General features: G+C 72.7%; 20 protein-coding genes. 10 read left to right on the forward strand and 10 right to left on the reverse strand.

Going from position 1 to position 24111, the window contains the following annotated elements; all coding sequences use genetic code 11:
- From ABWI07_RS07320 to ychF, 5 genes are all read right to left on the reverse strand, one after another.
- The coding region (locus tag ABWI07_RS07320) for a type IV secretion system protein (protein WP_353818008.1) at positions 1-2013 on the reverse strand (2013 nt) is incomplete at its 3' end.
- Positions 2010-4499, reverse strand: coding sequence for an ATP-binding protein (locus ABWI07_RS07325; protein WP_353818009.1), 2490 nt, complete (start codon positions 4497-4499; stop codon positions 2010-2012). The genes ABWI07_RS07325 and ABWI07_RS07320, both read right to left, overlap by 4 nt.
- Positions 4500-4665: 166 nt before the next feature.
- Entirely contained in the window at positions 4666-7893 is a 3228-nt protein-coding gene (locus tag ABWI07_RS07330) for a TcpE family conjugal transfer membrane protein (RefSeq protein ID WP_353818010.1), read from the reverse strand.
- 359 nt (positions 7894-8252) lie between these two features.
- Positions 8253-9269 (reverse strand): conjugal transfer protein, encoded by a 1017-nt coding sequence (locus tag ABWI07_RS07335; protein ID WP_235036977.1) that lies wholly within the window; start codon positions 9267-9269, stop codon positions 8253-8255.
- A gap of 492 nt (positions 9270-9761) precedes the next feature.
- The gene (gene ychF / locus ABWI07_RS07340; protein ID WP_149260894.1) at positions 9762-10853 is read right to left on the reverse strand and encodes a redox-regulated ATPase YchF; all 1092 of its coding nucleotides are present in this window, start codon (positions 10851-10853) and stop codon (positions 9762-9764) included.
- A gap of 153 nt (positions 10854-11006) precedes the next feature.
- Here ychF and ABWI07_RS07345 point away from each other — a divergent pair, with 153 nt between their 5' ends.
- The 4 genes from ABWI07_RS07345 to ABWI07_RS07360 all read left to right on the forward strand — a co-directional run bounded on the left by ABWI07_RS07345 (position 11007) and on the right by ABWI07_RS07360 (position 14530).
- Positions 11007-12392, forward strand: coding sequence for a DNA recombination protein RmuC (locus tag ABWI07_RS07345; RefSeq protein ID WP_235036978.1), 1386 nt, complete (start codon positions 11007-11009; stop codon positions 12390-12392).
- The gene (locus ABWI07_RS07350; protein WP_149260895.1) at positions 12389-12988 is read left to right on the forward strand and encodes a DUF6542 domain-containing protein; all 600 of its coding nucleotides are present in this window, start codon (positions 12389-12391) and stop codon (positions 12986-12988) included. The genes ABWI07_RS07345 and ABWI07_RS07350 overlap by 4 nt, the downstream gene beginning before the upstream one ends.
- 95 nt (positions 12989-13083) lie before the next feature.
- Positions 13084-13662 (forward strand): TetR/AcrR family transcriptional regulator, encoded by a 579-nt coding sequence (locus tag ABWI07_RS07355; RefSeq protein WP_353818011.1) that lies wholly within the window; start codon positions 13084-13086, stop codon positions 13660-13662.
- A gap of 19 nt (positions 13663-13681) precedes the next feature.
- A complete protein-coding gene (locus ABWI07_RS07360; RefSeq protein WP_149261227.1) occupies positions 13682-14530 on the forward strand; it encodes a haloalkane dehalogenase in 849 nt (282 codons plus the stop codon).
- Between the two features lie 49 nt (positions 14531-14579).
- Here the strand turns inward: ABWI07_RS07360 and ABWI07_RS07365 are convergent, their stop codons facing one another.
- Positions 14580-15542 (reverse strand): 4-hydroxy-3-methylbut-2-enyl diphosphate reductase, encoded by a 963-nt coding sequence (locus ABWI07_RS07365; RefSeq protein ID WP_149260897.1) that lies wholly within the window; start codon positions 15540-15542, stop codon positions 14580-14582.
- Positions 15543-15682: 140 nt separating this feature from the next.
- Between ABWI07_RS07365 and ABWI07_RS07370 the strand changes: the two genes are divergently transcribed.
- Entirely contained in the window at positions 15683-16606 is a 924-nt protein-coding gene (locus ABWI07_RS07370; RefSeq protein WP_353818012.1) for a DUF8129 domain-containing protein, read from the forward strand.
- Positions 16607-16809: 203 nt separating this feature from the next.
- Here the strand turns inward: ABWI07_RS07370 and ABWI07_RS07375 are convergent, their stop codons facing one another.
- The gene (locus ABWI07_RS07375; protein WP_308800808.1) at positions 16810-17235 is read right to left on the reverse strand and encodes a MarR family winged helix-turn-helix transcriptional regulator; all 426 of its coding nucleotides are present in this window, start codon (positions 17233-17235) and stop codon (positions 16810-16812) included.
- A 144-nt stretch (positions 17236-17379) separates the two neighbouring features.
- Here ABWI07_RS07375 and xseA point away from each other — a divergent pair, with 144 nt between their 5' ends.
- Positions 17380-18588, forward strand: a complete 1209-nt coding sequence (gene xseA, locus ABWI07_RS07380; protein ID WP_353818013.1) for an exodeoxyribonuclease VII large subunit — start codon at positions 17380-17382, stop codon at positions 18586-18588.
- Positions 18589-18644: 56 nt separating this feature from the next.
- Positions 18645-18881, forward strand: a complete 237-nt coding sequence (locus tag ABWI07_RS07385) for an exodeoxyribonuclease VII small subunit (protein ID WP_149260900.1) — start codon at positions 18645-18647, stop codon at positions 18879-18881.
- A gap of 3 nt (positions 18882-18884) precedes the next feature.
- On the opposite strand, the gene ABWI07_RS07390 is transcribed toward ABWI07_RS07385, so the two are convergent.
- Both ABWI07_RS07390 and ABWI07_RS07395 read right to left on the reverse strand, forming a co-directional pair.
- Positions 18885-19673, reverse strand: a complete 789-nt coding sequence (locus ABWI07_RS07390) for a DUF4245 domain-containing protein (protein ID WP_353818014.1) — start codon at positions 19671-19673, stop codon at positions 18885-18887.
- A 20-nt stretch (positions 19674-19693) separates the two neighbouring features.
- Positions 19694-20359 (reverse strand): TetR/AcrR family transcriptional regulator, encoded by a 666-nt coding sequence (locus tag ABWI07_RS07395; protein WP_149260902.1) that lies wholly within the window; start codon positions 20357-20359, stop codon positions 19694-19696.
- A 213-nt stretch (positions 20360-20572) separates the two neighbouring features.
- Between ABWI07_RS07395 and glpX the strand changes: the two genes are divergently transcribed.
- Positions 20573-21607, forward strand: a complete 1035-nt coding sequence (gene glpX / locus ABWI07_RS07400) for a class II fructose-bisphosphatase (RefSeq protein ID WP_149260903.1) — start codon at positions 20573-20575, stop codon at positions 21605-21607.
- 9 nt (positions 21608-21616) lie between these two features.
- On the opposite strand, the gene ABWI07_RS07405 is transcribed toward glpX, so the two are convergent.
- Complete coding sequence (locus ABWI07_RS07405) at positions 21617-22228, reverse strand: DUF1707 SHOCT-like domain-containing protein (RefSeq protein WP_235036980.1); 612 nt, start codon at positions 22226-22228, stop codon at positions 21617-21619.
- Positions 22229-22312: 84 nt separating this feature from the next.
- On the opposite strand from ABWI07_RS07405, the gene ABWI07_RS07410 reads away from it, so the two are divergent.
- Complete coding sequence (locus ABWI07_RS07410; protein WP_149260905.1) at positions 22313-23281, forward strand: ABC transporter ATP-binding protein; 969 nt, start codon at positions 22313-22315, stop codon at positions 23279-23281.
- Positions 23278-24090 (forward strand): ABC transporter permease, encoded by an 813-nt coding sequence (locus tag ABWI07_RS07415; RefSeq protein ID WP_149260906.1) that lies wholly within the window; start codon positions 23278-23280, stop codon positions 24088-24090. Before ABWI07_RS07410 ends, ABWI07_RS07415 begins: the two co-directional genes overlap by 4 nt.
- The last annotated feature ends 21 nt before the right edge of the window (positions 24091-24111 follow it).

Raw genomic sequence — 24111 nt, forward strand, 5'->3', positions numbered from 1 at the left:
GTACTGGACCAGCCATCTGGCCGTCCACTGCCTGCCGGGCGGGCCGGTCCGCCGGATGCCGGTGCTCTCCCATCCCTTGGCGACGACGACGCCGGGCCGGGCGGCGGCCGCCTTGCCACCGTCCGTACGGCGGTCGCCGAGCGCACCCGCCCGGGTCGGCAGGTTCAGCGGAGGAGCGCCGCGCTTGGACCGCCCCTGCGCCGCCGCGGCGCCGGCGGCGCCCGCACCCCGCGGCTTGGCCGCGAGGACCGGGGCGTCCTCAGGCGACTGCTCCGCGCCCGCGCCGGGCGCCGACTTGTCGGCCGAGTTCATCGCGCCGGCCATCGCGCCGGTCGTCGCGCCGCCCGTCACTCCGCCGATGATGGCCGCGGCCACCGCCGGGTCCTCCTTGGCCTTGCGGAACATCTGGTAGGCGGCCACCGGCGGTATCGCCTCGGTGCTCTTGCGGGCCGCCGCGACCGACTTGCCGAATTCCGCCTCGCCCTTCTCCCGGGCCCCGACCGCGGAGTAGCCGACGGCGGAGAACAGGTGCTGGAACGGTTTGCGGTACACGAACGCCGCGAACGTCACCAGCGCGATCAACAGCACCTGCAGGCCCCATGGCAGCGTCTCGCCGAGGATCAGGCTGTAGGCCCACAGCAGCAGTGAGAGCACCCCGATGAGCGCGGCCTGCTTCAGCAGCATGGAGAGCAGCAGTTCGAGCCAGCGCATGGCGATGACGCGCCCGACACCCGGATGGATGCCGATCCCGAGGAAGATCGGTCCCGCGACGAGGAGCAGCAGAAACGCGATTTTCACGACGATCAGCGCGGTCGCGATGACCAGGATGAGCATGCCCGCGACCAGGGCCGCGAACAGCGCGATGAGCGCCACTCCCAGCCGGTTCTCCCAGGCCTTGCCCTGGAACAGGGCATAGCTCTCGGGATGGTTGTCCTTGATGTCCTTGGTGACGTCCTTATAGGCGTCGGCCTTCTTCCCCAGGTCGACCTTGTTCGTCCCGTACGTCTCTGGAAGATCGACCGCCTGCGACCAGAGCAGCTTGTCGGCGTTCTGCTTAATGATCTTCGCGTTGGGATCGCTGGTGCCGAATTCGCCCTGCAGCCACGGCTTGCAGACCAGCGCCACCCACAGCGCGTTCGCGTTGCGGGACGTCGCGTCGATGCTCTGCGACGTCGCCGGATCGGGCTTGCCGTTGGGGACGGGAACGCACGTCCCGCCCTCGGTGTCGCTCGGTGGCAGCGCGGCGCTGAAGGCGGCGCTGGTCGCCTCGGAGACCTTCGTCCCGAGCGTGGTGAAGTCGGCGGGCCGCGCGATCAGCCAGACCAGCGCCACCATCGCGGCGATCATCCAGACCACGCCCTCGGTGACCTTGCTCGCCCGCTTGCGGACGAGACCCCACCACGCCAGCCACATCGCGCCGAGGATGACCACCCACGACCAGTAGCGGGCGTTGAACGTCTTGCCGAGGTCGATGATGACCCCGTCGACGGTGTCCTTGAGCCAGCTCAGCAGCGACTCCGACGCGGCCGCCTGGTAGACGCTGATCGTCGTCCGGTCGACCGTCCGGACGAGGGTGAACACGGTGTTCGCGATCGCGTTGCCCATCATCGACATCGCGTCCGAGCAGCCCATGTCGACCGCGTACCAGGTCTGCCCGGCGGTGCCGTACCGGTCGTAGTAGGTGAGCCGTTCGACGGGAGTCTTCTGGAGCTTCTCGTCCGGATAGTCGGGTGGCTTGATCATGCCGTCCGTCCCGGACCCGTACCGCTCGGGCGGGGGATGGTCGGCCGGGCTGCACACATCGTTCAGCGGGTTCGGCAGCTGCGGGGCCGACGCCGACGCCGGCGTCAGCGGCCCCAGCATGAACAGCGCCATGACGACCAGCAGCATCACCGAGCGGCGGGTGCGCGGCGCGCGGCGGGCGCGGCGCCGGGGACGGCGCAGGTCCGCGCGGTCGAGTCCTTCGCCGGGCGAGCGCTGCAGGCGCGCCGTCCCGTTGCGGGAACCCCTCATCGGGAGACCTCCTCGACCTCGGCCCCCGCGACGGTCAGTTCGGACGTGCCCGGACGGGACCGGGTCGGGTTGGTGTCCAGCCAACGCTGCAGTTCCTCGGAGATCAGGTCGACGCCGATGCGCCCCGCTCGGCCGTCGAGGTCACGGAAGATGCATTCGCCGTTGCCGAGGTTGCGCAGCACGGCCTTGTGCTCGTCGGACGCCTCGACCCCGAGTAGGGACATCACGTTTCCGACCTCGACCCGCTCGGTGGAGCGGAACGAGAACACCGAAGACAGGCAGTTCGTCACCTGTTCGTTCAGCAGGTCGCCCGCGTTCTGGGAGACCAGGATCAGCGCGGTGTTGCGGGAGCGCCCCATGCGCGACACCTCGGGCACGAGCTTGGCGCCCTCCGGCGTCGAGGTGATCGCCCACGCCTCGTCCAGGAAGATGGCCTTCGGCAGCCGCCGGTCGAGGCCGTGCATCAGCCGCCGCGCGAACTGCGACACCAGGTACATCAGCGCGACCGACAGCCGCTGCTCGTAGGAGTAGTCCTCCCGCGGGATCGTGACGTCCGGGAGGGTGAGCCCGCCGAGCGTGAACACGGTCGTCCAGCCGGCGGTGTCGATGCGCTCGCCGCCGGACGGGTCGAAGCACAGCCGCGCGAGCCGCATCTCCGACATCGAGCGGAGCACCGCGCCGAGGTTCTTGGACGCCGGGTCGTCGGCGCCTTCCAGGTAGTCGACGACGCGGCCGAGCGAAGGCCGCTCGGCGTTGGCGACCGCGCCGACCGCCTGGATCATCGCGGACTCGCGCTCCTCCGACATGCGCGGGAGCAGCAGCCGCAGCGTCTCGGTCGCCATCATCTTCTTGGTGGCGAGGTCGTCGCCGAAGGAGAACGGGTCGAGCAGCCCGGGCGCCGCCGAGCCGAGCGGCAGGATGCGCGCCTTCCTGCCGCGCGCCTTGAGCAGCTCCACGAGCGACTCGGCGTCGCCCTTCGGGTCGATCGCCGCGACGGTGACGCCGCGCAGCGACATCTGGTAGATCAGCAGCAGCGCGAGCGTGGTCTTGCCGCCGCCGGGCTCACCGGTGATCGCGACGGCCGTCGGGCGGTTGCGGGCCGCCGCGACGAGCGGGTCGAAGTGCACGATGGCCCGGGCACGGCCGAGCGTCTCGCCGATGTACGGGCCGACCCAGCCCTCGCCCTCGTCGTCGGTTCGGTCGCCGAGGTCGACGGTCGCGACCGGCATCCCGCCCGCGATGGTGCGCAGCGGCTGGCGCTGCGCGTAGGCGTTCAGCCGGATCTGGTCGCCGGGCAGCGACTCCAGGAACAGCGAGAACTGGTCGCCGGTCGAGTTGACGACGTCGATGCCGATGTCGCGGTAGTGCTCGACGACGGCGTCCACGCGCTGCGCGAGCAGGTCCTCGGTCGGCGCGGACACGATCAGCCGGTGCCACCCGTACACGAACGGCAGCCGCTCCTTGGTGATGCCGTGCTCCAGCATCCGGGCCGCGTCGATCTGCTCGGCGAGCGCGATCGGCGCCTCCGCGCCCGCCTCCCGGATGTGCTGGTCCATGTCGCGGGCGTGCGCGAGCTTGCGCGAGACGTCCTTGGACGCCTTCGCCGGCGGGACCAGCTTCATCCGCGCGCTGATCTCGACGGGGAACGGGAGCGCGTCGGCATAGTGGAACCAGGGCTCGCCGTCCGGGAACGGCATCATGTCGGGGAACCGCGCGAACGACAGGTAGGCGACGTAGGAGGCGGCGGTGGCGCCGCCGCCCGCGCCGGTGAAGTTCGGCTGCTCGATCCGCAGGTACGAGCGCCCGTTGTGGATGGCGCCCTCCACCAGCGACTCGATCTCGCCCTTGCCCCACGTCCTGCGCGGGACGGCGGACGGCGGCGGGTCGGCCAGCGAGCCCGTCACCGCGTGCTGGAACAGCCACGCCACCTCGGTGGAGGTGGCGTGCCTCGCGTACAGGGCGGACCCGCCGAGCGCGCGGCCGATCCGCTCGGCCTGCTCCGTCCAGCGCGCGATCTCCTTCTTGTCGACCGCGTCGTCGTGCACGCCGAGGACGTTCTCGCTGCGCTTGTAGGCCTTGAGGAGCTGCGACAGGACGCCGCCCGACAGCTGCGCGCCCATGCCGCGCGGGCCGAGCCGCACCCCGAGGTAGACCTCCTTGGTCCAGAAGTCCTTGGCCCACACGTGGGCGTAGGTCTCCTCCAGGTACTCCCGCCACCCGGGACCGCCGTCGGACGTCCGGTCCAGGGCCAGCGCCCACTCCGCCGCCGGATACGTCCGGTGCGCGATCCGCAGGTGGACCTCGGCGTCCTGCATGCGGATGCCGGCGAGCGCGATGGTGATGTTGGTGGCGAGCGCCTCGCGCTCCTCACCGGTCGTGAACTCGTAGGACACCGTGGGCAGCCGGAAGTACGCCCAGGCGGCGCTGTCGGTCAGCAGGACGCGGTCGTCGAAGTACCGCACGGCCAGTCGGCTCGACTTGCTCATGCCGTCCTCCCGACGCCGGTTCCGATCAACGATTCTCTCCTCGCGCGGGCGGCCGCACAGGGCTGCCCGGGAGAGTGTTCGCAATCCGGACGGTCATGAACGTCAGGCGGGTCCGCCAGCAATGCCCGGTTCACTACGGTCTCCGCTCGATGCCCGCGAGGGGCGCTCATCGGGTGGCCTCCTGCTCCTGCTGAAGCTCCTGGTAACGCTCGGGCATGACGGTGAAGCCGCCGGCCACGACGCCGGCGAGGGCAAGATAGGCACGCCGCGTCGGCGTGCGCAACGACTTCAGCTCGTTGCGCGGCGCGCGGTCCATGCTCAGGTGATCGTCCCATGGAATGCGCACCAGGGCCCGGCAGCGCCCGCGCGCCACGGCCTCGGCCTGCTCGACGTCGTCCATGCTGCGGCGGCTCACCCCGTTGATGACCGTCACCGCGCGGGACCGCAGCTCCTCGTAACCGTGGCCGTCCAGCCACTCGAACGTCATCGCGACGGCCCGGGGCGCGTCGGCGCTCGCCGGCGCGACGAGGACGATCTGGTCGGCGTACGGCAGGACGCGCGCGACCACGGCGGCGGCCGCGTCGAGCAGCGTCACCGAGTAGAACTTGTCGAGCGTGCGGATCGCGAGCGCGTAGTCGCGGTCGTCGAGCGCCTGCAGCGGGTTCTTCCCCGCCGCGATGACGTCGAGCCCGGACTTGGCCTGCGAGGTGTACCGGCGCATCGCGGTGAGGCTGGACACCTGGTCGGCGCGCGTGATGAGACCGGTCAGCGTCTCGTTCGTGTCGCTGCGGGTGCGCCGCGCGAGCGCGCCCGGCCCGGGGTTCACGTCGATCGCGACGACCGGCTCGCCGTTGTGCTGCGCGAACGTGTGCCCCAGCATCAGCGCGGTGACGGTCTGCCCCGCCCCGCCGGTGCACCCCAGCACGACGACGTGCCGCGTCCCGTGGAACGGCTGCTGGATCCGCTGCTGGTAGTCGGCGTCGACCTCGCCGTGCCCGCCGCCGACCGCGTGGATGAGCCGCCGCAGCCCGCCGGAGGTCACCTCGTGCTCGGGACCGGGCGGGGTGATCGCCGGACCCGACGGCGGGGGCGCCGGGGGCGGCGGCAGGGGCCGCGGCCGGACGGGCGAGGCGGGCTGCGACCGGACCTCCCGCGGCGGCGCCTCCTCCTCCACCGGACGCGGCGGCTCCGCGACCGCCGGAGGCTCGGCCGGCGGGGGCTCCGGCGCGTCCGGGCGGCCGAGGCCGCCGGGGACCGCGGGCCGCTGCGGCTTGGACAGCCCCTGGGACCAGGGCCTGGGCGGCTCCCGCAGCACCCCGGGCTGCTCCGGCGGCGAGGCGGGCCGCACCATGGGCACCTGCTGGTGCGGCGCGGGCGGCGCACCAGCCTGCTCCGCCGCGGCGGCGGGCGCCTCCGGCCGCTGCCCCGACCATCCAGGACGCCGCTCCGGCGGCACGGGCGGACCCCCAGCCGCGCCGCCACGCTCCGCTTCGGCACCCGCCTCCTCGGTGCCCGACCGCGCAGCGGGCTGCTCGGGCCGCGCGGCGGGACGCCCCGACCACATGACGGGTTGCTCCGGCCGCAGCACAGGCCGCCCCGAAGGCGCGTGAGGCGCCGGCGACTCCGCACCGCCCCCCTCCGAGTCAGCGGCCCGCTCCGCCGCGGCGGGCGACTCCGCCTGCGCCGCCGGGCGCTCCGGCCGCGTCACAGGCGACGCGGGACGCGGAGTGTCCTGCGCGGACGGCGAGGACTCCCCCGCTCGTGCCGCTTCCGGCTCCGGCGTGGCAGGCGACTCCGCTTCTGCGGCGGGCCGCTCCGTCGGCATGGGCGGCTGCGCCGACCGCGCCCGCGCGGCTTCCTGCTCCGACGCGGTGGGCGACTCGGCCTGGGCCGCCGGGTGCTCCGGCCGCGTCACATGCTGCGCAGGCGAGGCGGAAGGCTGCGCCAAGCGCGCGGCGTCCTGTGCGGACGGCGACGAGTTCTCCGACCGGGCGGCTTCCTGCTCTGGCTTGGCGGGCGAGTCTGCCTGGGGTGCTGGGTGTTCCGGCTGCGTCACGTGTTGCGTGGGCGACGCGGGGCGCGGGGTGTCCTGGGTGGACGGCGACGAGTCCTCCGGCCGTGCGGGCTCCTGCTCCGGGGTGGCGGGCGGGGTCGTGTGGGCGGGGGCGTGCCTTGGGGGTTGTGCCGGGCTGGGGTTTTGGGCGCCGAAGGCTCCGGGGACCATCGGGATGTCGGGGCGGGTGGGGGTGGGGCGCTGGGGGGCGGGTGTTCCCTGGGCCCGGATCCGGGTTCCGGCGACCTTCTTGTCGCCGGGCTCGCCGTTGAACGCCCGCGGCGCGCGCACGCGCTCGCCCTCCGCGGCGTGCGCCTGCTCGGGCTCGGCGGGCGGCTGCCGCGTGACGCCGTCGCCCGGCTCGGCGGGGCGCACCCACCGGACGCTCGGCGCCGCGGGTTCGGGGGCGTTCGCGATCTCCTCGGCGGCCTGGCGGGCGTCGGCGCGCGGCAGCTGGGGGACGTCGGGCCTGGTGTCGCCGGCCGGGACGGCCTGCCAGAACTCGGCCGGTTCGCCTGGACGGCGGACGCCGGAGGCCAGGGCGCGCTTGCCGGAGCCCGGGGGCGGGCCGGGTGGGGGCACCTCCAGCCGCGGCGTCGCCGGGGGGCGCTCGACGTCGGCGGCGAACGGGAGGACGTCGTCCTCGTGCGCGATGTCGCGGGTGGTGCGGCGCCAGGCCTTGGGCGGGACGGCGGGGCCGGGGGCGGCGGGCTCGGGCTCGGCGGGACGGGGCACGGAGGGCTCGGGGGTGGAGAACTGGGCGGCGGGGAGCTGGGCGGCGGGGACGGCCTCGCGCTGGGCCGCGTACTCGACCAGGGACGGGGGCGCGGCGGCGGCCGCGGGGCGCGGGACCTGGACCGGGACCGGGGTCGCGGCGGGGGCCGCGGCGGGCTCCGGCTCGGCGGCGCGGCGGCGGCCGCGGCGGCGGGACTTGATCGCGGCACGTTCCATCGCGGCCGCGGGGACCGGGGCGCCGGCGCGGCGCCAGACGCGGGCCACGATGACGACCTCGCGGGGCTCCTGGATGGGGGTCAGGCGGCACCAGGTGCGGGGCTCGGCGAGGTAGCGGCCCTGGGAGAGCAGCAGTTCCGTGAGCCTCTTGCCCTCGATGACGGGGCGGGTCGCCATCCAGGTGAGCACGCCCGGCGGGACGATGTAGAGCACGTGCCAGGGGGACTCGAAGGGGATCCCGACGACCCGGAGCAGCACGATCCACGGCACGAACACGCCGAGGAAGACGCCGATCTGGACCAGCGGCAGCGGCATCGGAAGCCGCAGGTCGTACAGCTTGTAGAGCCGCTTCTCGATGCGCCAGATGTTCGTGTACGTGGGTAGATCCACGCCCCTACTCCCCTAACTGCGCGGGCACCGTGCCGCCTTCGGACCTCCGTCTGGGTCAGGAGACGTCCACGCCGAGGGCCTCGGCGGTCGCCTTGGCCGTGGTCTCGATGTCGTCGGGCACTAGCGGACCACTCCGATTCCGATCGCCGGGCGGATGAATTGACGAAGCGCGTGATCTCGCGGGTGAACGGGAAGGACGGCGCCGCAATGGACGCGGTCGGGAGGAACGGCGGGCCCGAGTTCGCCGGCCGCGGGGTTTTCGTGCGGAATCGGCGCCATGACGTGCTGCGACATCGAATCGGCTACCTTCCCTGGTCGGCGGTCGGGCTGGGGGTTCGTCGTGTTCACCTCGCGGCCTCTCATGATGCGCTCGGTTGCGTGGTGCCGCGAATGTCCTGGACGAGCCAGGTCGTTCCCTTCTTCACCATGGCGATCTGGTAGCTCTGCTCGAGCTCGCCGCCGCCGCCCCCGGCGGGCTGCCACACCACGGTCGCGGTGACGGTGCGCGAGCCCCCGGGCCCCTTCGGCGCGACGACCTCCTTGACCTGGACGAAGGTGACGGAGTTGGCCAGGCCGGCGATGGTCGTCCCGTTGGAGAAGCGGGACAGGGCCGCCTGGTTGCCGGTCGCGTACTCCTGGAAGAAGGTGCCGAGGAAGGGCTGGAGCTCGGTCTCGAGGGCCGTGTCGCGGTCCTGGACGCCGTCCTGGGGAAGCTGCGCCTTGGTCGGAGGGGGGAGCAGGGCGGGACGGGCGGAGACGACCAGCGAGCCGCTCCGGTCGGCGTACACCGGGACGGCGAGGCGGAGCCAGCGGTCGGCGGTGCGGGCCAGGAGCGTCACGGTGGCGTTGTTGGCGTCGCGGGCGTCGACGCCGGCGACCTGGACGGACTGCACCTGCATCTTGCCCACGCCGTTCCACCCGTACTGGGCGTCGGCGCCGTCGGGCAGGAAGGTCTTCAGCTGCGCCTCGCGGGCGGGTGCGGTCTTCTGGTCGTAGTTGAGGTAGACGTTGGCGAACTGGAGGGCGAACGCGCCCGCGGCGCTGCTCGGGAACCCGGCGTTCTTCGGGGGCTTGGACGGGGTGCCCGCGCCGCCGGCCTTCTCGGCGGAGGTGAACCGCTCGAACGGGGCGCGGACGCCGTTGACGAGGATGACGATGATCAGCGCCCACAGCACGGCGCGGCCGACCCAGACCCACCAGCGCCCGCCGGAGCCGCCCCAGCGGCCGCCGCCGCGCGAGCCGCCGCCTCCGGACCCGCGGCCGTGGTCGGGCAGGTCCCACGGGTCGGCGGACGACGCGAGCGCCCGGCCGGGCGCCGCGGTCTCGTCGACGACGGCGGTGTCACGGCCGCGTCCCACGGCCGACCTGCGAGCCATCCTGCCTCCGCTCGCGCCTCGCCCCCGGTCGGCGCGGTCCTGTGTGCTGGTCATGTCCGGTGGCTTTTCTGAACCCACCTCGGGCCCAGGGTAACCACGGGCGTCAATTGTTCCAGCGCATCCCGGCGAAGCACAGCCCCGGCACGCGGTTGTGGATAATGCAATCCACCTCAGCAGGAACGGGGAAGATTGCCAAACGGTGACGTTCCCCTATCCGGGCCTCCGAACGGCGCGCCGGCCCCGGTACCGGACAAGCGCGGCGCCTCGGGGAGTTGCTTGGTCACGGGATGGCGTCGGCGACCGCAATCCGCTTCCCGAAAATATGGGACATAGCGTTATATTTACGACACTCAACGCCAAAACACGCAGCTCACAGAGCACAGGGGCCCGAACGGCCTCGCGTGTCGCCAAAATCACATGGGGCGCCGCCCGACACGGCCGCGCCGGAACCCTGGCCGGCCGCGGCCCCACCGCTCGCCTACGGCATCATCGTCAGACGTTGAAGCGGAACTCCACGACGTCGCCGTCCTGCATGACGTAGTCCTTGCCCTCCATGCGGACCTTGCCGGCCGTACGGGCGGCGGCCATCGAGCCGGCCGCGGTCAGGTCGTCGAAGGAGACGATCTCGGCCTTGATGAAGCCGCGCTGGAAGTCGGTGTGGATGACGCCGGCGGCCTCCGGCGCGGTGGCGCCCTTGCGGATCGTCCAGGCGCGCGCCTCCTTGGGCCCCGCCGTCAGATAGGTCTGGAGGCCGAGGGTCGCGAACCCGATCCGGACGAGCTGCGACAGGCCGGACTCCTCCTGCCCCATCCCCTGCAGCAGTTCGAGCGCCTCGTCGTCGGGCAGCTCGATCAGCTCCGCCTCGATCTTGGCGTCCAGGAAGATCGCCTCGGCGGGGGCGACCAGGGTGCGCAGGCGCTCGCGCAGGGCCTCGTCGGTCAGCTCGCTCTCGTCCAGGTTGAAGACGTAGAGGAACGGCTTGGCGGTGAGCAGGTGCAGCTCGCGCAGGAGGGCGAGGTCGACTCCGGCCTGCTCGGCGCCCGCGAACAGCGTGACGCCGTCGTTCAGGAGCTTCTGCGCGGCGTTGACGGCCTCGACGACGGCGAGCTTGTCCTTGTCCTTCTTGGTCCGGGCCTCCTTGTCGAGGCGCGGCAGCGCCCTCTCGATCGTCTGGAGGTCGGCCAGGATCAGCTCGGTGTTGATCGTCTCGATGTCGCGGGACGGGACGACGTCGCCGTCCACGTGCGTGACGTCCGGGTCCTCGAACGCCCGGATGACCTGGCAGATCGCGTTGGTCTCCCGGATGTTGGCGAGGAACTTGTTGCCGAGCCCCTGCCCCTCGGACGCGCCCTTGACGATGCCCGCGATGTCGACGAACTCCATCGTCGCCGGAATGATCTTCTGCGAGCCGAACACCTCGGCGAGCACGGTCAGCCGGTGGTCGGGCACGCCGACCACGCCGACGTTGGGGTCGATGGTCGCGAACGGGTAGTTGGCGGCCAGCGCGTCGTTCTTGGTCAGCGCGTTGAAGAGGGTCGACTTGCCGACGTTGGGCAGCCCGACGATTCCGATGGAGAGGCTCACGGCGGTCAAGTTTATGGCGCGCGCGGACCCCTCGGGCTGCCCGGAACCTCCGCACGGCCTCCCCTTGGTGAACACTGGGCCAAATGTCCGGTGACGCGGGGCATCCCGGCGCGTCGCGGTCGCCGATCGCGGGCGCGCTGCCACGATGAACGGATGGACCTCGCGCTGTTCGCCGGACTCCTCGTCGGCGCCGTCTTCGGCGCCGTCGCCGGGTACGCGCTCGCGACGGGCCGGCAGGGCGCGCTGATCGCGCGGGCGCGGGCGGCCGAGGAGAAGCTCGCCTACGCCGAGGAGCGGATGGCCGAGCACTTCGAGAACCTGTCGGCGAAGGCCCTGGACGCCAGCAACCAGCGGTTCCTGGAGCTGGCTGACGCGCGGCTCAAGGCGGCGGGCGTCGAGGCCGCCGGGGAGCTGCAGCGGCGGCAGCAGGCCGTCGAGCACCTGGTCGCGCCGCTCAAGGAGACGCTCGCCAAGGTGGAGGAGCAGCTCCGCGAGGTGGAGACGGGCCGCCGCGAGTCGCACGCCATGCTGGCCAAGCAGGTCGACTTCGTCCGGCAGAGCTCCGACCAGCTCCGGCGCGAGACGCAGTCGCTCGTCCGGGCGCTGCAGCGGCCCGAGGCCAGGGGGCGCTGGGGCGAGCTCCAGCTCCGCCGCGTCGTGGAGCTGGCCGGGATGACGCACCACTGCGACTTCGACGAGCAGGCCAGTTCGGTGACGGCCGACGGCACGGTCCGCCCCGACATGGTCGTGCGGCTGGTCGGCGGCAAGAACATCGTCGTCGACTCCAAGGTCTCGCTGGCCGCCTACCTGCAGGCCGCCGAGAGCGGCGACCCCGTACGGCTGGACGCGCACGCGCGGCACCTGCGCGACCATGTCGACCGCCTGTCGGCGAAGTCGTACTGGCAGGCGTTCAGCCCGGCGCCGGAGTTCGTCGTGCTGTTCATCCCGGGCGAGGCGTTCCTGGCGCCCGCCCTGGAGCGCGACCCCGGCCTGCTGGAGTACGCGATGAGGCGGCGGGTGCACATCGCCACGCCGACCACGCTCGTCACGATGCTGCGGACGGCGTCCTATGCCTGGCAGCAGGCGGCCCTCTCGCGCAACGCCCGCGCCGTCTTCGAGCTGGGCAAGGAGCTGTACGAGCGGCTGGGGACGATGGGGCAGCACGTCGACGAGCTCGGCCGCGCGCTGACCGGGGCGATCAAGTCCTACAACCGGACGGTCGGGTCCCTGGAGACGCGCGTCCTGGTCAGCGCGCGCAAGCTGAACGAGCTTGGAGTGGTGGACGACGGCCTGGAAAGCCCCCATCCTGTCGAGGAGAGCCCCCGCGCCCTCTCCGCGGCCGAACTGACCGCATACGACGAACTTTTCGACGACGAGGACCATCTGCCTGATCGGGAGCAGACCCTGCGCGGTCCCGCCGCGGGAGCGGCGGGCCTCGGCGGGCACGTCCCCGAGCAGGGCGATCCGCGGAACGTCCGTGACCGGAGCGGGCCGGGGCGTGTGGGGGGTCCGCCTCCCACGGGGAAGAGGTGGCGATGAGTTCATCGACGGTACGCGACGCGCCGGGCGGCGCCTCGCCGTCCCCGGAGCGTCCGGCGCGGCGGCGGCGCGGCGGTCCGCCCCGGTCGGACTCGCCGGGCCCGGTCACGCTCACCGGGCGCGGCGGCATCGTGGTCATGTTCGCCGCCGGGGTGCTGTGCGGGCTGCTGTCGCGGTGGTTCGACGTGCCGCTGCTCGCCGGCGCCGGGTTCGCGATCGGCTGCGCGCTCGCCGCGTTCGCGACGCGTCCCGCCGACCTGCTCACGCTCGTCGTCAGCCCGCCGCTGGTGTTCCTCGCCGCCACGCTCACGGTCGTGTTCACCACCGCCCTCGGCGGCGGCTCGCTGCTGCGCGCCGTCACCGTGGGCGTGTTCACCGCGCTCGCCGCCACCGCGCCGTGGCTGTTCTTCGGGACGCTGCTCGTGGTCGTGATCTGCCTGGCCCGCGGCGTCATGACGAACGCGCGGGAGCTGCACGACAAGCTGGTCGGGGTCCGGCTCTTCGAGAAGGAGGAGAACGAGAACCCCGTCCGGTGGGACGAGACCCCCGCCCCGGACCGGGACCGGCGCCGCCTCCCCCACGACGAGGACGACTGACCCGGCCGGCCGGGCCGCGGCTGAGAAGAGTTCCGCAACGCCCAGTGCCGTGACCTGGCTTGACGAACTCAATACGTTCGTACATATTGCTCACCATGGCCAGACCATCGAACAAGGAGCAGATCCTCGACGCGGGTCTCGAGGTGGTCCGGCGGCGCGGGTTCACGGCCGCCGGCGTCCGGGAGATCACCTCCGCGGCCTCGGTGCCGCAGGGGTCGTTCACGAACCACTTCGCCTCCAAGGAGGCGTTCGGCCTGGAGATCCTCGACCGCTACTTCGCGGACGTGCGGTCGCTCACCGCCGAGACGCTCGGCGCCGAGCGGGACCCGGTCGAGCGGCTCCGCGGCTACTTCGACGCGATCACCGACCGGCTGGAGGCCCGGGGATGGCGGCACGGCTGCCTGGTCGGGAACCTGAGCCTGGAGTCGGCCGAGCACAGCGAGGCCATCCGGACGCGGCTCGCCGAGATCTTCGCCGAGTGGCGGGCGCCGTTCGTCCACTGCCTCGAAGAGGCGGCGGCGCAGGGGCGGATCACCCTCACGGTCCCCGCCCCGGACCTGGCCGACTTCCTGCTGGCCTCATGGCAGGGCGCGATCCTGCGCATGAAGGTCGAGCGCACCCCCGAACCGCTGCACCGCTTCAAGGACGTCGTCTTCACGACGGTCCTGAGATGACCAGGAGAACCCCGTGCCCATGACACCCGTGCTCGGCACCGAAATGCACCACACCGAATCCGGCTCCGGCGACCCCGTCGTCTTCCTGCACGGCAACCCGACCTCGTCCTATCTGTGGCGGAACGTCATCCCCCACGTGTCGGACCTCGGCCGGTGCCTCGCGCCCGACCTCGTCGGCATGGGGCGCTCAGGCCCGGCGCCCGCGTACCGCTTCACCGACCACGCGCGCCATCTGGACGCCTGGTTCGACGCCATGGGGCTGACCACGGACGTCACCCTCGTCCTGCACGACTGGGGATCGGCGCTCGGCTTCCACTGGGCCGCCCGCAACCCCGGCCGGGTCAAGGCCATCGCCTACATGGAGGCCATCGTCCAGCCGCGCCTGTGGACGGACTTCCCGCCGGGCCGGGAGGAGCTGTTCCGCGCCATGCGGTCCGAGCGGGGCGAGAAGCTGGTGCTCGAGGAGAACTTCTTCGTCGAGACGGTGCTGCCCCGCAGCGTCGTGCGCGTCCTGACCGAGGAGGAGATGGACGCCTACCGCGCCCCGTTCCGCACGCCCGAGTCGCGCCTTCCCACGCTGGCCTTCGCCCGCGAGCTCCCGATCGACGGCACTCCGGAGGACGTGGCCGAGATCGTGGAGGCCTACGGCCGCTGGCTCGCCGAAACTCCCGTTCCCAAGCTGTTCGTCGCGGCCGAACCCGGCGCCCTGCTCGTCGGCCGGGCGGCCGAGTTCGCCCGTACCTTCCCCAACCAGCGGGAAGTGACCGTCAAGGGCGTCCACTACCTGCAGGAGGACTCGCCGGACGAGATCGGCGAGGCGCTCAGGAGCTTCCTGCTCGACCTTCCGGCGCCGGACTCCGGCCGCTGACGCCCGCGGGCCCGGCGGGACGTCCCGCCGGGCGCTCGTCCCGGCGGGACTAGACGGGCGTGATGCGCAGATCCTTGCGGAGCTCCTTCGGCAGGGAGAAGCGCATGTGCTCCGGAACGGACTCGATCTCCTCGGCCTCGCCGTAGCCGCGCTCGGCGAGCCACGCCAGGACCCCCTGGACCAGCTCGTCCGGGACGGACGCGCCGCTCGTGACGCCCACGGTGGTGACGCCCTCCAGCCAGGCCGGGTCGATGTGCTCGGCGTAGTCGACGAGGTAGGCGGCGTCGGCGCCGTGCTCCTTGGCGACCTCGACCAGCCGGACGGAGTTGGAGGAGTTGGTCGACCCCACCACGATGACGAGGTCGGCCTGCGCCGCCATCTCCTTGACCGCGACCTGCCGGTTCTGGGTGGCGTAGCAGATGTCGTCGGACGGCGGGTCCATCAGCTTGGGGAACCGCTCGCGGAGCTTCTCGACGGTGGCGACGGTCTCGTCCACCGACAGCGTGGTCTGCGACAGCCACGCGACCTTCTCGGGGTCGCGGACGCGCACGTTGGCGACGTCGCCGGGGCCGTCGACGAGGTGGATGTGGTCGGGGGCCTCGCCGGTGGTGCCGATGACCTCCTCGTGGCCCTCGTGGCCGATCAGCAGGATGTCGTAGTCCTGGGCGGCGAAGCGGACCGCCTCCTTGTGGACCTTGGTCACCAGCGGGCAGGTCGCGTCGATGGTGCGCAGGTTCAGGCCCGCGGCCTCCTGGTGCACGACGGGCGCCACGCCGTGGGCGGAGAACACCACGATGGAGCCCTCGGGGACCTCCTCGGTCTCGTCCACGAAGATCGCGCCACGCTCCTCCAGCGTCTTCACGACGTGCACGTTGTGGACGATCTGCTTGCGGACGTAGATCGGGGCCCCGTACTTCTCCAGGGCGATCTCGACCGTCTGCACGGCCCGGTCGACGCCCGCGCAGTAACCACGCGGCTTGGCGAGCAGGACACGGCGCTGGGTGGAGGTCATGGCTCCATCGTACGAGGGGCGGGGCTGTGACCGACTCCACGGCACGCTTTGCCAGAATTCCATTCACCCCGCGTGACCAGGGTTGCACCGATGGGGCAGAGTGAGTGGGGACGGAGACGAGGCAGGAAGAGGAACATCCGATGAGGAAATCGCCGCGCCGCCTCAGTGAGCAGGTCCGCGACAACCTGGGGGAACAGGTCCGGGATCTCCCGCTGCACGCCGTCCGGCTGGCCATGTTCGGCGTCGGCCGGGCGCTGCTGCTCACCGACCGGGTGACCAGGGACTACAAGGAGATCACCGAGGGCGGCGGTGTGAAGCCGGTGATCGGCCGGCTCCGCGACGACGTCCAGCACACGGCCGGGAAGGTCGTCGGGCTGGTCGCCGAGCGCGTCCGCGGTGAGGAGCCCGAGGCCGAGCCCGAGCCGGTGCCCGCACGCCGCACCAGGACGGCCGCCTCGCGCGCGGCCGCCACGAGCACGGCCGCCGGGGGCACCGCCACCGAGGAGATCTCGGTCGGCAAGCCCGGCGGCGGGACGCGCCACACGCCGAAGCACGCCCGCCCCGGACCGCCGCCGAAGCCCGCCAAGCCGGGCGCGCTGGGCAGGCACCACGCCAAGGCGGAGGGCGCGGCCGGTCCGGTCGCCCAGCCCGCGCCGAAGCCGGTGCCGTCCGAGCCGAAGCCGGAGCCCGCGCCGCAGGCCGAGCCCGCCCCGAGCCCGAAGGCCGCCGAGCCCGGGCCCGCCAAGCCCGAGCCAAAGCCGGCCGAGGCCGCGAAGGGCAAGGCCGAGGAGGGCGAGGCCCCGGAGAAGAAGGTCGACGAGGCGGCGTTCGAGCCGAAGCCGGAGGCCAAGCCCGCCGCGCAGGCGGAGGCCGAGCACATCGCCGAGGACCTCCCGGTCCCCGACTACGACAGCGCCACGCTGCCGCAGCTGCGCGCGCGTCTGCGCGGGCTGTCCGCCGACCAGGTGAAGCTCCTGCGCGAGTACGAGCGCAAGCACGCCGGCCGCGAGGACGTCATCCGCATGTACGAGCGCCGCATCGCCAAGCTCAACGGCCTGAACTGACCGGCCCGCCAGGCAGCAGGGAACGGAAGAAGCCCTCGAGGAAACTCCCGAGGGCTTCTTCCGTTCCCGTCAGCGGACGGCGGCAGACTGAGCATTCGCTGACGCTGATATCGGCGGATCAGCTTGGTGCGGCGAGACCTGGCTCGGCGTGGCGTCCAGGTTCGCCGAAGGCTTCGCGTGCATGGGTACCTCCGTGTACGGGTTCAGGGCCCGCCGAAGAGCTTGTCGAGGGCGGGCAGCGCCGCGGCCACGGCCGCGCGCTCCTCGTCCGTCAGCTCCGCGAACCGCTCGGCGAGGAAGCCGATCCGGCGCGCGCGACCGGCGGCCAGCCGGTCGCGTCCCGCCCCGGTGAGCGAGGCGGTGACGACGCGGGCGTCGGCGCCGTTCCGGCCGCGCGCCACGAGCCCGTCGCGTTCGAGCCGGTTGATCTGCGCCGTCATGGTCGGCAGCCGGACGCCGTGCTCGGCCGCCAGCTCGGTCATCCGCCGCGACCCGTGCTCCAGGGAGCCGAGCACGGACAGCTGCTGGCTGGTGATCGGCTGGTCGGCGCTGACCCGCCGGAGCATCAGCACGACGTGGCGCAGGCACCGGTTGAGCCGCTCGGCGAGCTCGCGTTCGGATGCGGTCACGGTCTCTCCTCGAAATTACTTAGCTAGTCTAAGTTAGCTTGACTAATGTTCTGTGGCCGGGGACGTGTCTCTTCGGTCAAATGGATTCTGGCGGTGGGAGCGGCGGGCGGAACGGCGGCGCGGCCCGCGCCGTAGGCTGCCTGCATGGCGATGGAGACCACGGCCGAGTCCCCGGTTCCGGTGCGGACCGTCCTGCAGGCGGTCAGCGGGTGGATCGGCAGGCTCGGCCGGATCTGGGTGGAGGGCCAGATCACCGACCTCAACGCCCGCGGCGGGACGGTCTACATGACGCTCCGCGACCCGGTGGCGAACATGTCGGTGCGGGTCGTCGGCCCGCGCGCGGTGTTCGAGGCCGCCGGACCGGCGGTCACCGACGGGGCCCGCGTCGTCGTGCACGCCAAGCCCGACTTCTGGATCAACCGCGGGACGTTCTCGCTCAGCGTGCTGGAGATCAGGCCGGTCGGCGTCGGCGAGCTGCTGGCCCGGCTGGAGCGGCTCAAGCGGGTGCTGGCCTCCGAGGGGCTGTTCCGGCCCGAGCGCAAGCGCCCGCTGCCGTTCCTGCCCGGCCGGATCGGGCTGATCTGCGGGCGCGACTCCGACGCCGAGCACGACGTCCTGCAGAACGCGCGGCGGCGGTGGCCGGCGGTGGCGTTCCGGGTCGAGAACACCGCGGTGCAGGGCTCGTACGCGGTCGGCGAGGTCATGGAGGCGCTGCGCGCGCTGGACGCCGATCCCGAGATCGATGTGATCATCATCGCGCGCGGCGGCGGCGCGATGGAAGACCTGCTGCCGTTCTCCGACGAGGCCCTCGTCCGGGCGGTCGCCGCCGCCCGCACCCCGGTGGTCAGCGCGATCGGGCACGAGCAGGACAGCCCGCTGCTGGACCTGGTCGCCGACGTCCGCGCCTCCACCCCGACCGACGCCGCGAAGAAGACCGTGCCGGACGTGCGGGAGCAGCTCCAGCTCGTCCGGCAGTTGCGCGACCGGGGGCGGCGGTGCCTGTCCGGCGCGGTGGAGCGGGAGCTGGCCTGGCTGCGGTCGGTGCGCTCGCGGCCCGCGCTGGCCGACCCCGTGCGGGAGATCGAGCGGCAGGCCGAGCAGGTCGCGGCGCTGCGCGACCGGACCCGGCGGTGCCTGTCGGGCGCGCTGGACCGGGCCGAGGACGAGCTGGGGCACACCCGCGCCCGGCTGCTCGCCCTCTCCCCCGCCGCGACGCTGGAGCGCGGGTACGCGATCGTCCAGCGGGAGGACGCGTCGGTCGTGCGCGAGTCGGCGGGGGTCAAGGACGGCGAGCGCCTCCACGTGCGGCTGGCCGACGGGCGGCTCGGCGTGACCGTGACCGGGCGGGAGTGAACCGTGGATGCCGACCGGGGGACGGGCCGTCTCCCCGGGGATGAGAGGGTGGGCCGGTGGCGGACGAGAAGGGGACGGCGGAGAAGCCGTCGTACGAGCAGGCACGGGACGAGCTGGCCGAGGTCGTCAAGCGGCTGGAGGCCGGCGGCCTGACGCTGGAGGAGTCGCTCGGCCTGTGGGAGCGGGGCGAGAGGCTCGCCGCCGTCTGCGAGGAGTGGCTGGAGGGCGCCCGCGCCAGGCTGGCCGCGGCCCTCGAACGGCCCGACAACGGCGACGCCGCCGCCCCGTTCTAGGGGTCAGGACGCCGGCGTGGCCGTCGCCGGAGGGGGAGGTCCGCCGGTCTTCGCCTGCTCCTTGAGCGACCCGGCCAGGACCGCCAGCTCCGCGTAGGACGCGGTGCCGGTGACGACGAGGCTCACCCCGTTCGGGAGCGTCCGGGCGAGGGTGTTCGCCTTCTTGTCCTTGCGGTGGTACTTGGTCCAGGCGACGCCGTTCACCTGCTGCGTCCCGACCGGCTGGCTGCTGTTGGCCATGCGCGGGACGAACTCCGACGCCTTCTCGTTGCTCTGCTCAAGCGCCGCGTACTGCTCGCTCGGCGTCACGAAGCCGAGGTGCCAGGCGACGGGGTCCTTGCCGCCGGAGCCCAGGCCGTGCACCCGCGAGCTGTTGGGCCGCCAGTGGATGGGGAGCCCCTCCGGGGCGTAGACGGTGTAGGGCGCGTCGTTGCGCATCGCCCACAGCTGCGAGCCGTAGTCGACGGTCGGCAGGACCTCCTTGTCGCTGCGCGGCGTGATGACGTAGATCGCCAGCACGAGCAGCAGGCAGGCGCCCATCGCCATGGTGAAGCCGCCGAGCCCCGTGGTCAGCCGCTTGTACACGCCGGGGCTCACCTCGACCACGGGCCGGCCGGCCGGCGCGCCCGTCCCGCGCGGCTCCTCGGAGGAGCCGTCGCCGGGCCGTTCCGCGGCCTCGTCCGTCCCGGGCCGCTCCGCCGGCGCGTCCGCGCCGGGGCGTTCGGCGGGCGCGTCCGGCTCGGGCCGGGCGGCCTCGGCGTCCGGGGCGGAGGATGGGGTCTTGTCGGTCACCCCTCCAGGATCCCGCACCCTCAGCGCTGCTCCGTACCGGGGTTCCTGATCGTGCCGACGATGGCCATGATCTTGTCGGCGAGCCGGCGGGCGGCGTCCTCGTCGTCCAGCAGTGAGATCTCCGACACCGCGCCCGCCATCGCGCCGGTCAGCACCGTGACCAGGGCCTCGTCCACGCCGCCGTCGGCGGTGTGGAACAGGGCCGCGTTGCGGCGGGCCCACTTGTTCAGGCGCTGGCGCATGACCCGGTCGAACCCCGGGGGGCCGTCGCCGGAGATGAACAGCCGGGCGACGTCCCGCTCGTCCAGGCATCCGTTGAGGTAGGCGCCCGCGCCGGCGATGAACTGCCGCATGGGGTCGGTCTCGCCCGCCTCCCGGACGGCGCTGATCGCCTCGCGGGTGCGTTCCTGCTGGCGTCCCTGGAAGTCCTCGAACAGCGTCAGGTACAGGTCGGCCTTGCCGTTGAAGTGGTGGTAGAGGCTGCCCACGCTGGCGCCGGCCTTGGCGACGATGTCGGTCACCGCGGCCTGGGCGAAGCCGGACTCGCAGAAGACGTCCCTGGCCGCGGCCAGCAGTGCGCCGCGCGTGGCGGCCCCGCGGTCGGAGGTCCGCGTGGGGACAGCCGCGGGCCGCGCGCCCCCGTTCTGTGTCACCCCGCCGGACGGGACGTCGATGTCGCTGCTCATGACGCCTGAGATTACGCCCTCTCCCAGGGGGAAACGATCCCTTGTCCGTGCCGTAGTGGATTCACGGCTCCGCACCGTACCCGTCGACCGTGCCCGGATACCGCTTCCATCCGTGCCCGGATGTCCGCGGCCCGGCTGGTCTGGTCCAATTTGTGGCTTGCCATCCGGTCCACGGAGAATCCGAGGCACCACCGACCGAAGGGGCTGCCCCGCATGTCCGATGAGACCACCGTTTCCTCCCCCCTCGCCACCGAGCCGGCGGCGCCGGACCGCAACCTCGCGATGGAACTGGTCCGGGTGACCGAGGCCGCCGCCATGGCCGCGGCCCGCTGGGTCGGGCGGGGCGACAAGAACGGCGCCGACGGGGCCGCCGTGAACGCGATGCGCCAGCTGATCAACACGGTCTCCATGCGGGGCGTCGTCGTGATCGGCGAGGGCGAGAAGGACAACGCGCCGATGCTGTTCAACGGCGAGGAGGTCGGGGACGGCTCCGGCGCCGAGTGCGACGTCGCGGTGGACCCGGTGGACGGGACCCGGCTGACCGCGCTCGGCATGAACAACGCCATCGCGGTGCTGTCGGTGGCGCCGCGGGGGTCGATGTTCGACCCGTCCGCGGTGTTCTACATGGAGAAGCTGGTGACGGGCCCGGAGGCGGCGGACGTCGTCGACATCGAGCGCCCGATCGCCGACAACATCCGCGCCATCGCCCGCGCCAAGGGCTCCTCGCCGCACGACGTGACGGTCTGCATCCTGGACCGGCCGCGCCACGAGGGCATCGTCAAGGAGGTCCGGGAGGCCGGGGCGCGGATCAAGTTCATCATGGACGGCGACGTGGCCGGCGCGATCATGGCGTCCCGGCCGGGGACCGGCGTCGACCTGCTGCTCGGCATCGGCGGCACCCCGGAGGGCATCATCGCCGCGTGCGCGATCAAGGCGCTCGGCGGGGTGATCCAGGGCCGGCTGTGGCCGCAGGACGACGAGGAGCGGCAGAAGGCGGCCGACGCCGGCCACGAGCTGGGCAGGGTCCTCACCACCGACGACCTGGTGACCTCCGACGACGTGTTCTTCGCCGCCACCGGCATCACCGACGGCGAGCTGGTCGACGGCGTCCGCTACAGCAAGGGCACGGCGGTCACGCACTCGCTGGTCATGCGGTCGCGCAGCGGCACCATCCGGACGGTCTCCAGCGAGCACCAGCTGAGCAAGCTGCGCGCCTACAGCGCGATCAACTTCGACACGGCGGTGTAGGCCGCGGCCCTACCGGCCGCGGTTGAGGCGGTTGCGGACGCGGGTGCGCAGCGGGAGCCTGGGGGCGCGCGCCCGCACCGAACCGAAGATCATGGTGCCGCTCACCTCGATGGTGGGGCCCTCGTCCGCGGGGCGGGCCCGCAGGTCGCGGGTGCTGAGGATGGTGCGCCCCGTGACGTCCACGCGGACGCCCTCGGGGACGAGGAGCCGGATCCGGCCGCCGAGCACCAGCGAGTCGACCACGATGTGGCGGCGCTGGAGGACGGCCTCGCGCAGGTCGAGCTCGACCGTCCCGAACAGGGCGAGGAGCGGGAGCTTGACCGGGACGACCCAGCGCCCGTCGCGGCGGGTGCGGCCGAAGAAGACCGAGACCGGGCGGTCGTCCACGAGGATGGGCTGCGCCTCCTCGGGGCTGAGGTCGCCGGTGAGCCCGGTCAGCTCGCCCAGGGTGCGGGCGGCGTAGGCGCGGGAGGTGCGCTCGGAGTGCTCCTCGATGGTGAGCCGCCCGTCCGCGAGGGCCTCGCCCAGGACGGCGGCGACGCGTTCCCGGTCGGCGTCGGACGCGCGCAGGTCGCGCACGTTGGTGACCTTCTCGGCCGCCGGGCGATGGGGGACGTCCACAAGGAAGAGGGTAGCCGCCGCCGGGGACGGCCCCGCGGGAAAACCGGTGGGGATTCGTCCCTCGCCGTACCTAGTGTGAGGGGTATGACCTTGCATCGTGCCCGGACCGGGCCGACCGCGGACGCGGCCGACCGCGAGGGCGCCGCCGCGCCGGCGATCAGCCTCCGCGGCGTCGTGAAGCGGTTCGGCGACTTCACCGCCGTCGACGGGCTCGACCTGGACGTTCCCGCCGGGGTCTGCCTGGGGCTGCTCGGCCCGAACGGCGCCGGCAAGTCGACGACGATGAAGATGCTGACCGCGCAGGCGATCGCCGACGAGGGCGCCATCCGCGTGCTCGGTTTCGACGTCCCCCGGGAGTCCAAGCGCGCGCGGGCCGTGATGGGCGTCGTCCCGCAGCAGGACAACCTCGACGAGGAGCTGACCGCGCGCGAGAACCTGGAGGTGTTCGCCCACCTGTACCGGGTGCCGCGCAAGGAGCGGCGCAAGGCGGTCGACGACGCGCTGGCGATCGCGCACCTCACCGAGCGGCAGCTGACCAAGGTGGACGACCTGTCCGGCGGCATGCGGCGGCGGCTGCTGATCGCGCGGGGGCTGGTGCACCGGCCCGCGCTCGTCCTGCTGGACGAGCCGACCGTGGGCCTCGACCCGCAGGTGCGGGCCGAGCTGTGGGGGCTGATCGACGGGCTGCGCGCCGGCGGCACGACCGTGCTGATGTCGACGCACTACATCGAGGAGGCCGAGCGCCTCGCCGACGAGTGCGCGCTGATGTCGCACGGCCGCGTCATCGCGCGGGGCACGCCGTCGGCGCTGGTCGCCGAGTACGCGGGCGGGCAGGTCGTCGAGCACTACGGGCCGCCGGACCGGCTGGCGGAGGTCGAGCGGCTGGCGAGGGCGGCCGGGCTGCCCACCCGCCGGACCGGGCCGTCGGTGTCGGTGCTGAAGGCCGAGGCCATCCCGCCCTCGCTGGAGGACGATCTCGGCCCGGACGGCGTCCGCCGCGCCTCCAACCTCGAGGACGTGTTCGTCGTGCTGACCGGGGAGCGTGTGGAGTGACCGTCCAGGAGGAGACGGCCGAGGCGGTGCGGGCGCCGCGGCTGCGCCGGTTCGAGACGGCCCCGGTCCGCGGGATCTGGCGGCACGAGCTGGCCCTCTTCAAGAGGTACTGGAAGTCGACGTCGTTCGCCTCGATGGTGGAGCCGACGTTCTTCCTGCTGGCCTTCGGCTACGGGTTCGGCTCGATGGTCGCGATGATCGGCGACTACCGCTACCTGGACTTCGTCGCGACGGGCGTCGTCGGGACGGCGGCGCTGTTCACCTCGGTGTTCCCGGGGATGTTCAACGGCTACATCAGGCGCGTGTTCCAGCACACCTACGACGCGATGCTCGCCGCGCCCGTGGACGTGCACGAGCTGGTGACGGCCGAGGCGCTGTGGATCGCGGCCAAGTCGGCGGTGTACTCGTGCACGCCGCTCGTCGTGGCGCTGTTCTTCGGCCTCGACCCCTCCTTCGGGATGCTGCTGGTGCCGTTCGTGACGTTCTTCACCGCGCTCGGCTTCGGCCTGTTCGGCATGTGGACGTCGTCGGTGGTGCCGTCGATCAACTCGTTCGACTACGTGATCACCGGCGTGGTGACGCCGCTGTTCCTGATCGCCGGGACATTCTTCCCGGTCGACGCGCTGCCCGGCTGGGCGCAGAAGGTCTCCTACCTCAACCCGCTGTACCACTGCGTGCAGCTGGTCAGGGACGCGGTGTTCGGCCTGCACCCGCTCGCCGACCTCGGGCACCTGGCCGGGCTGGTGGCGTTCGCCGCGCTGATGTGGATGATCGCCGTGCGGGGCATGCGGCGGCGCCTCATCGACTGACGCTTCCCGCCCATTGACCTG

This window comes from Actinomadura sp. NPDC000600, from assembly GCF_040492135.1.
Lineage (GTDB): Bacteria > Actinomycetota > Actinomycetes > Streptosporangiales > Streptosporangiaceae > Spirillospora.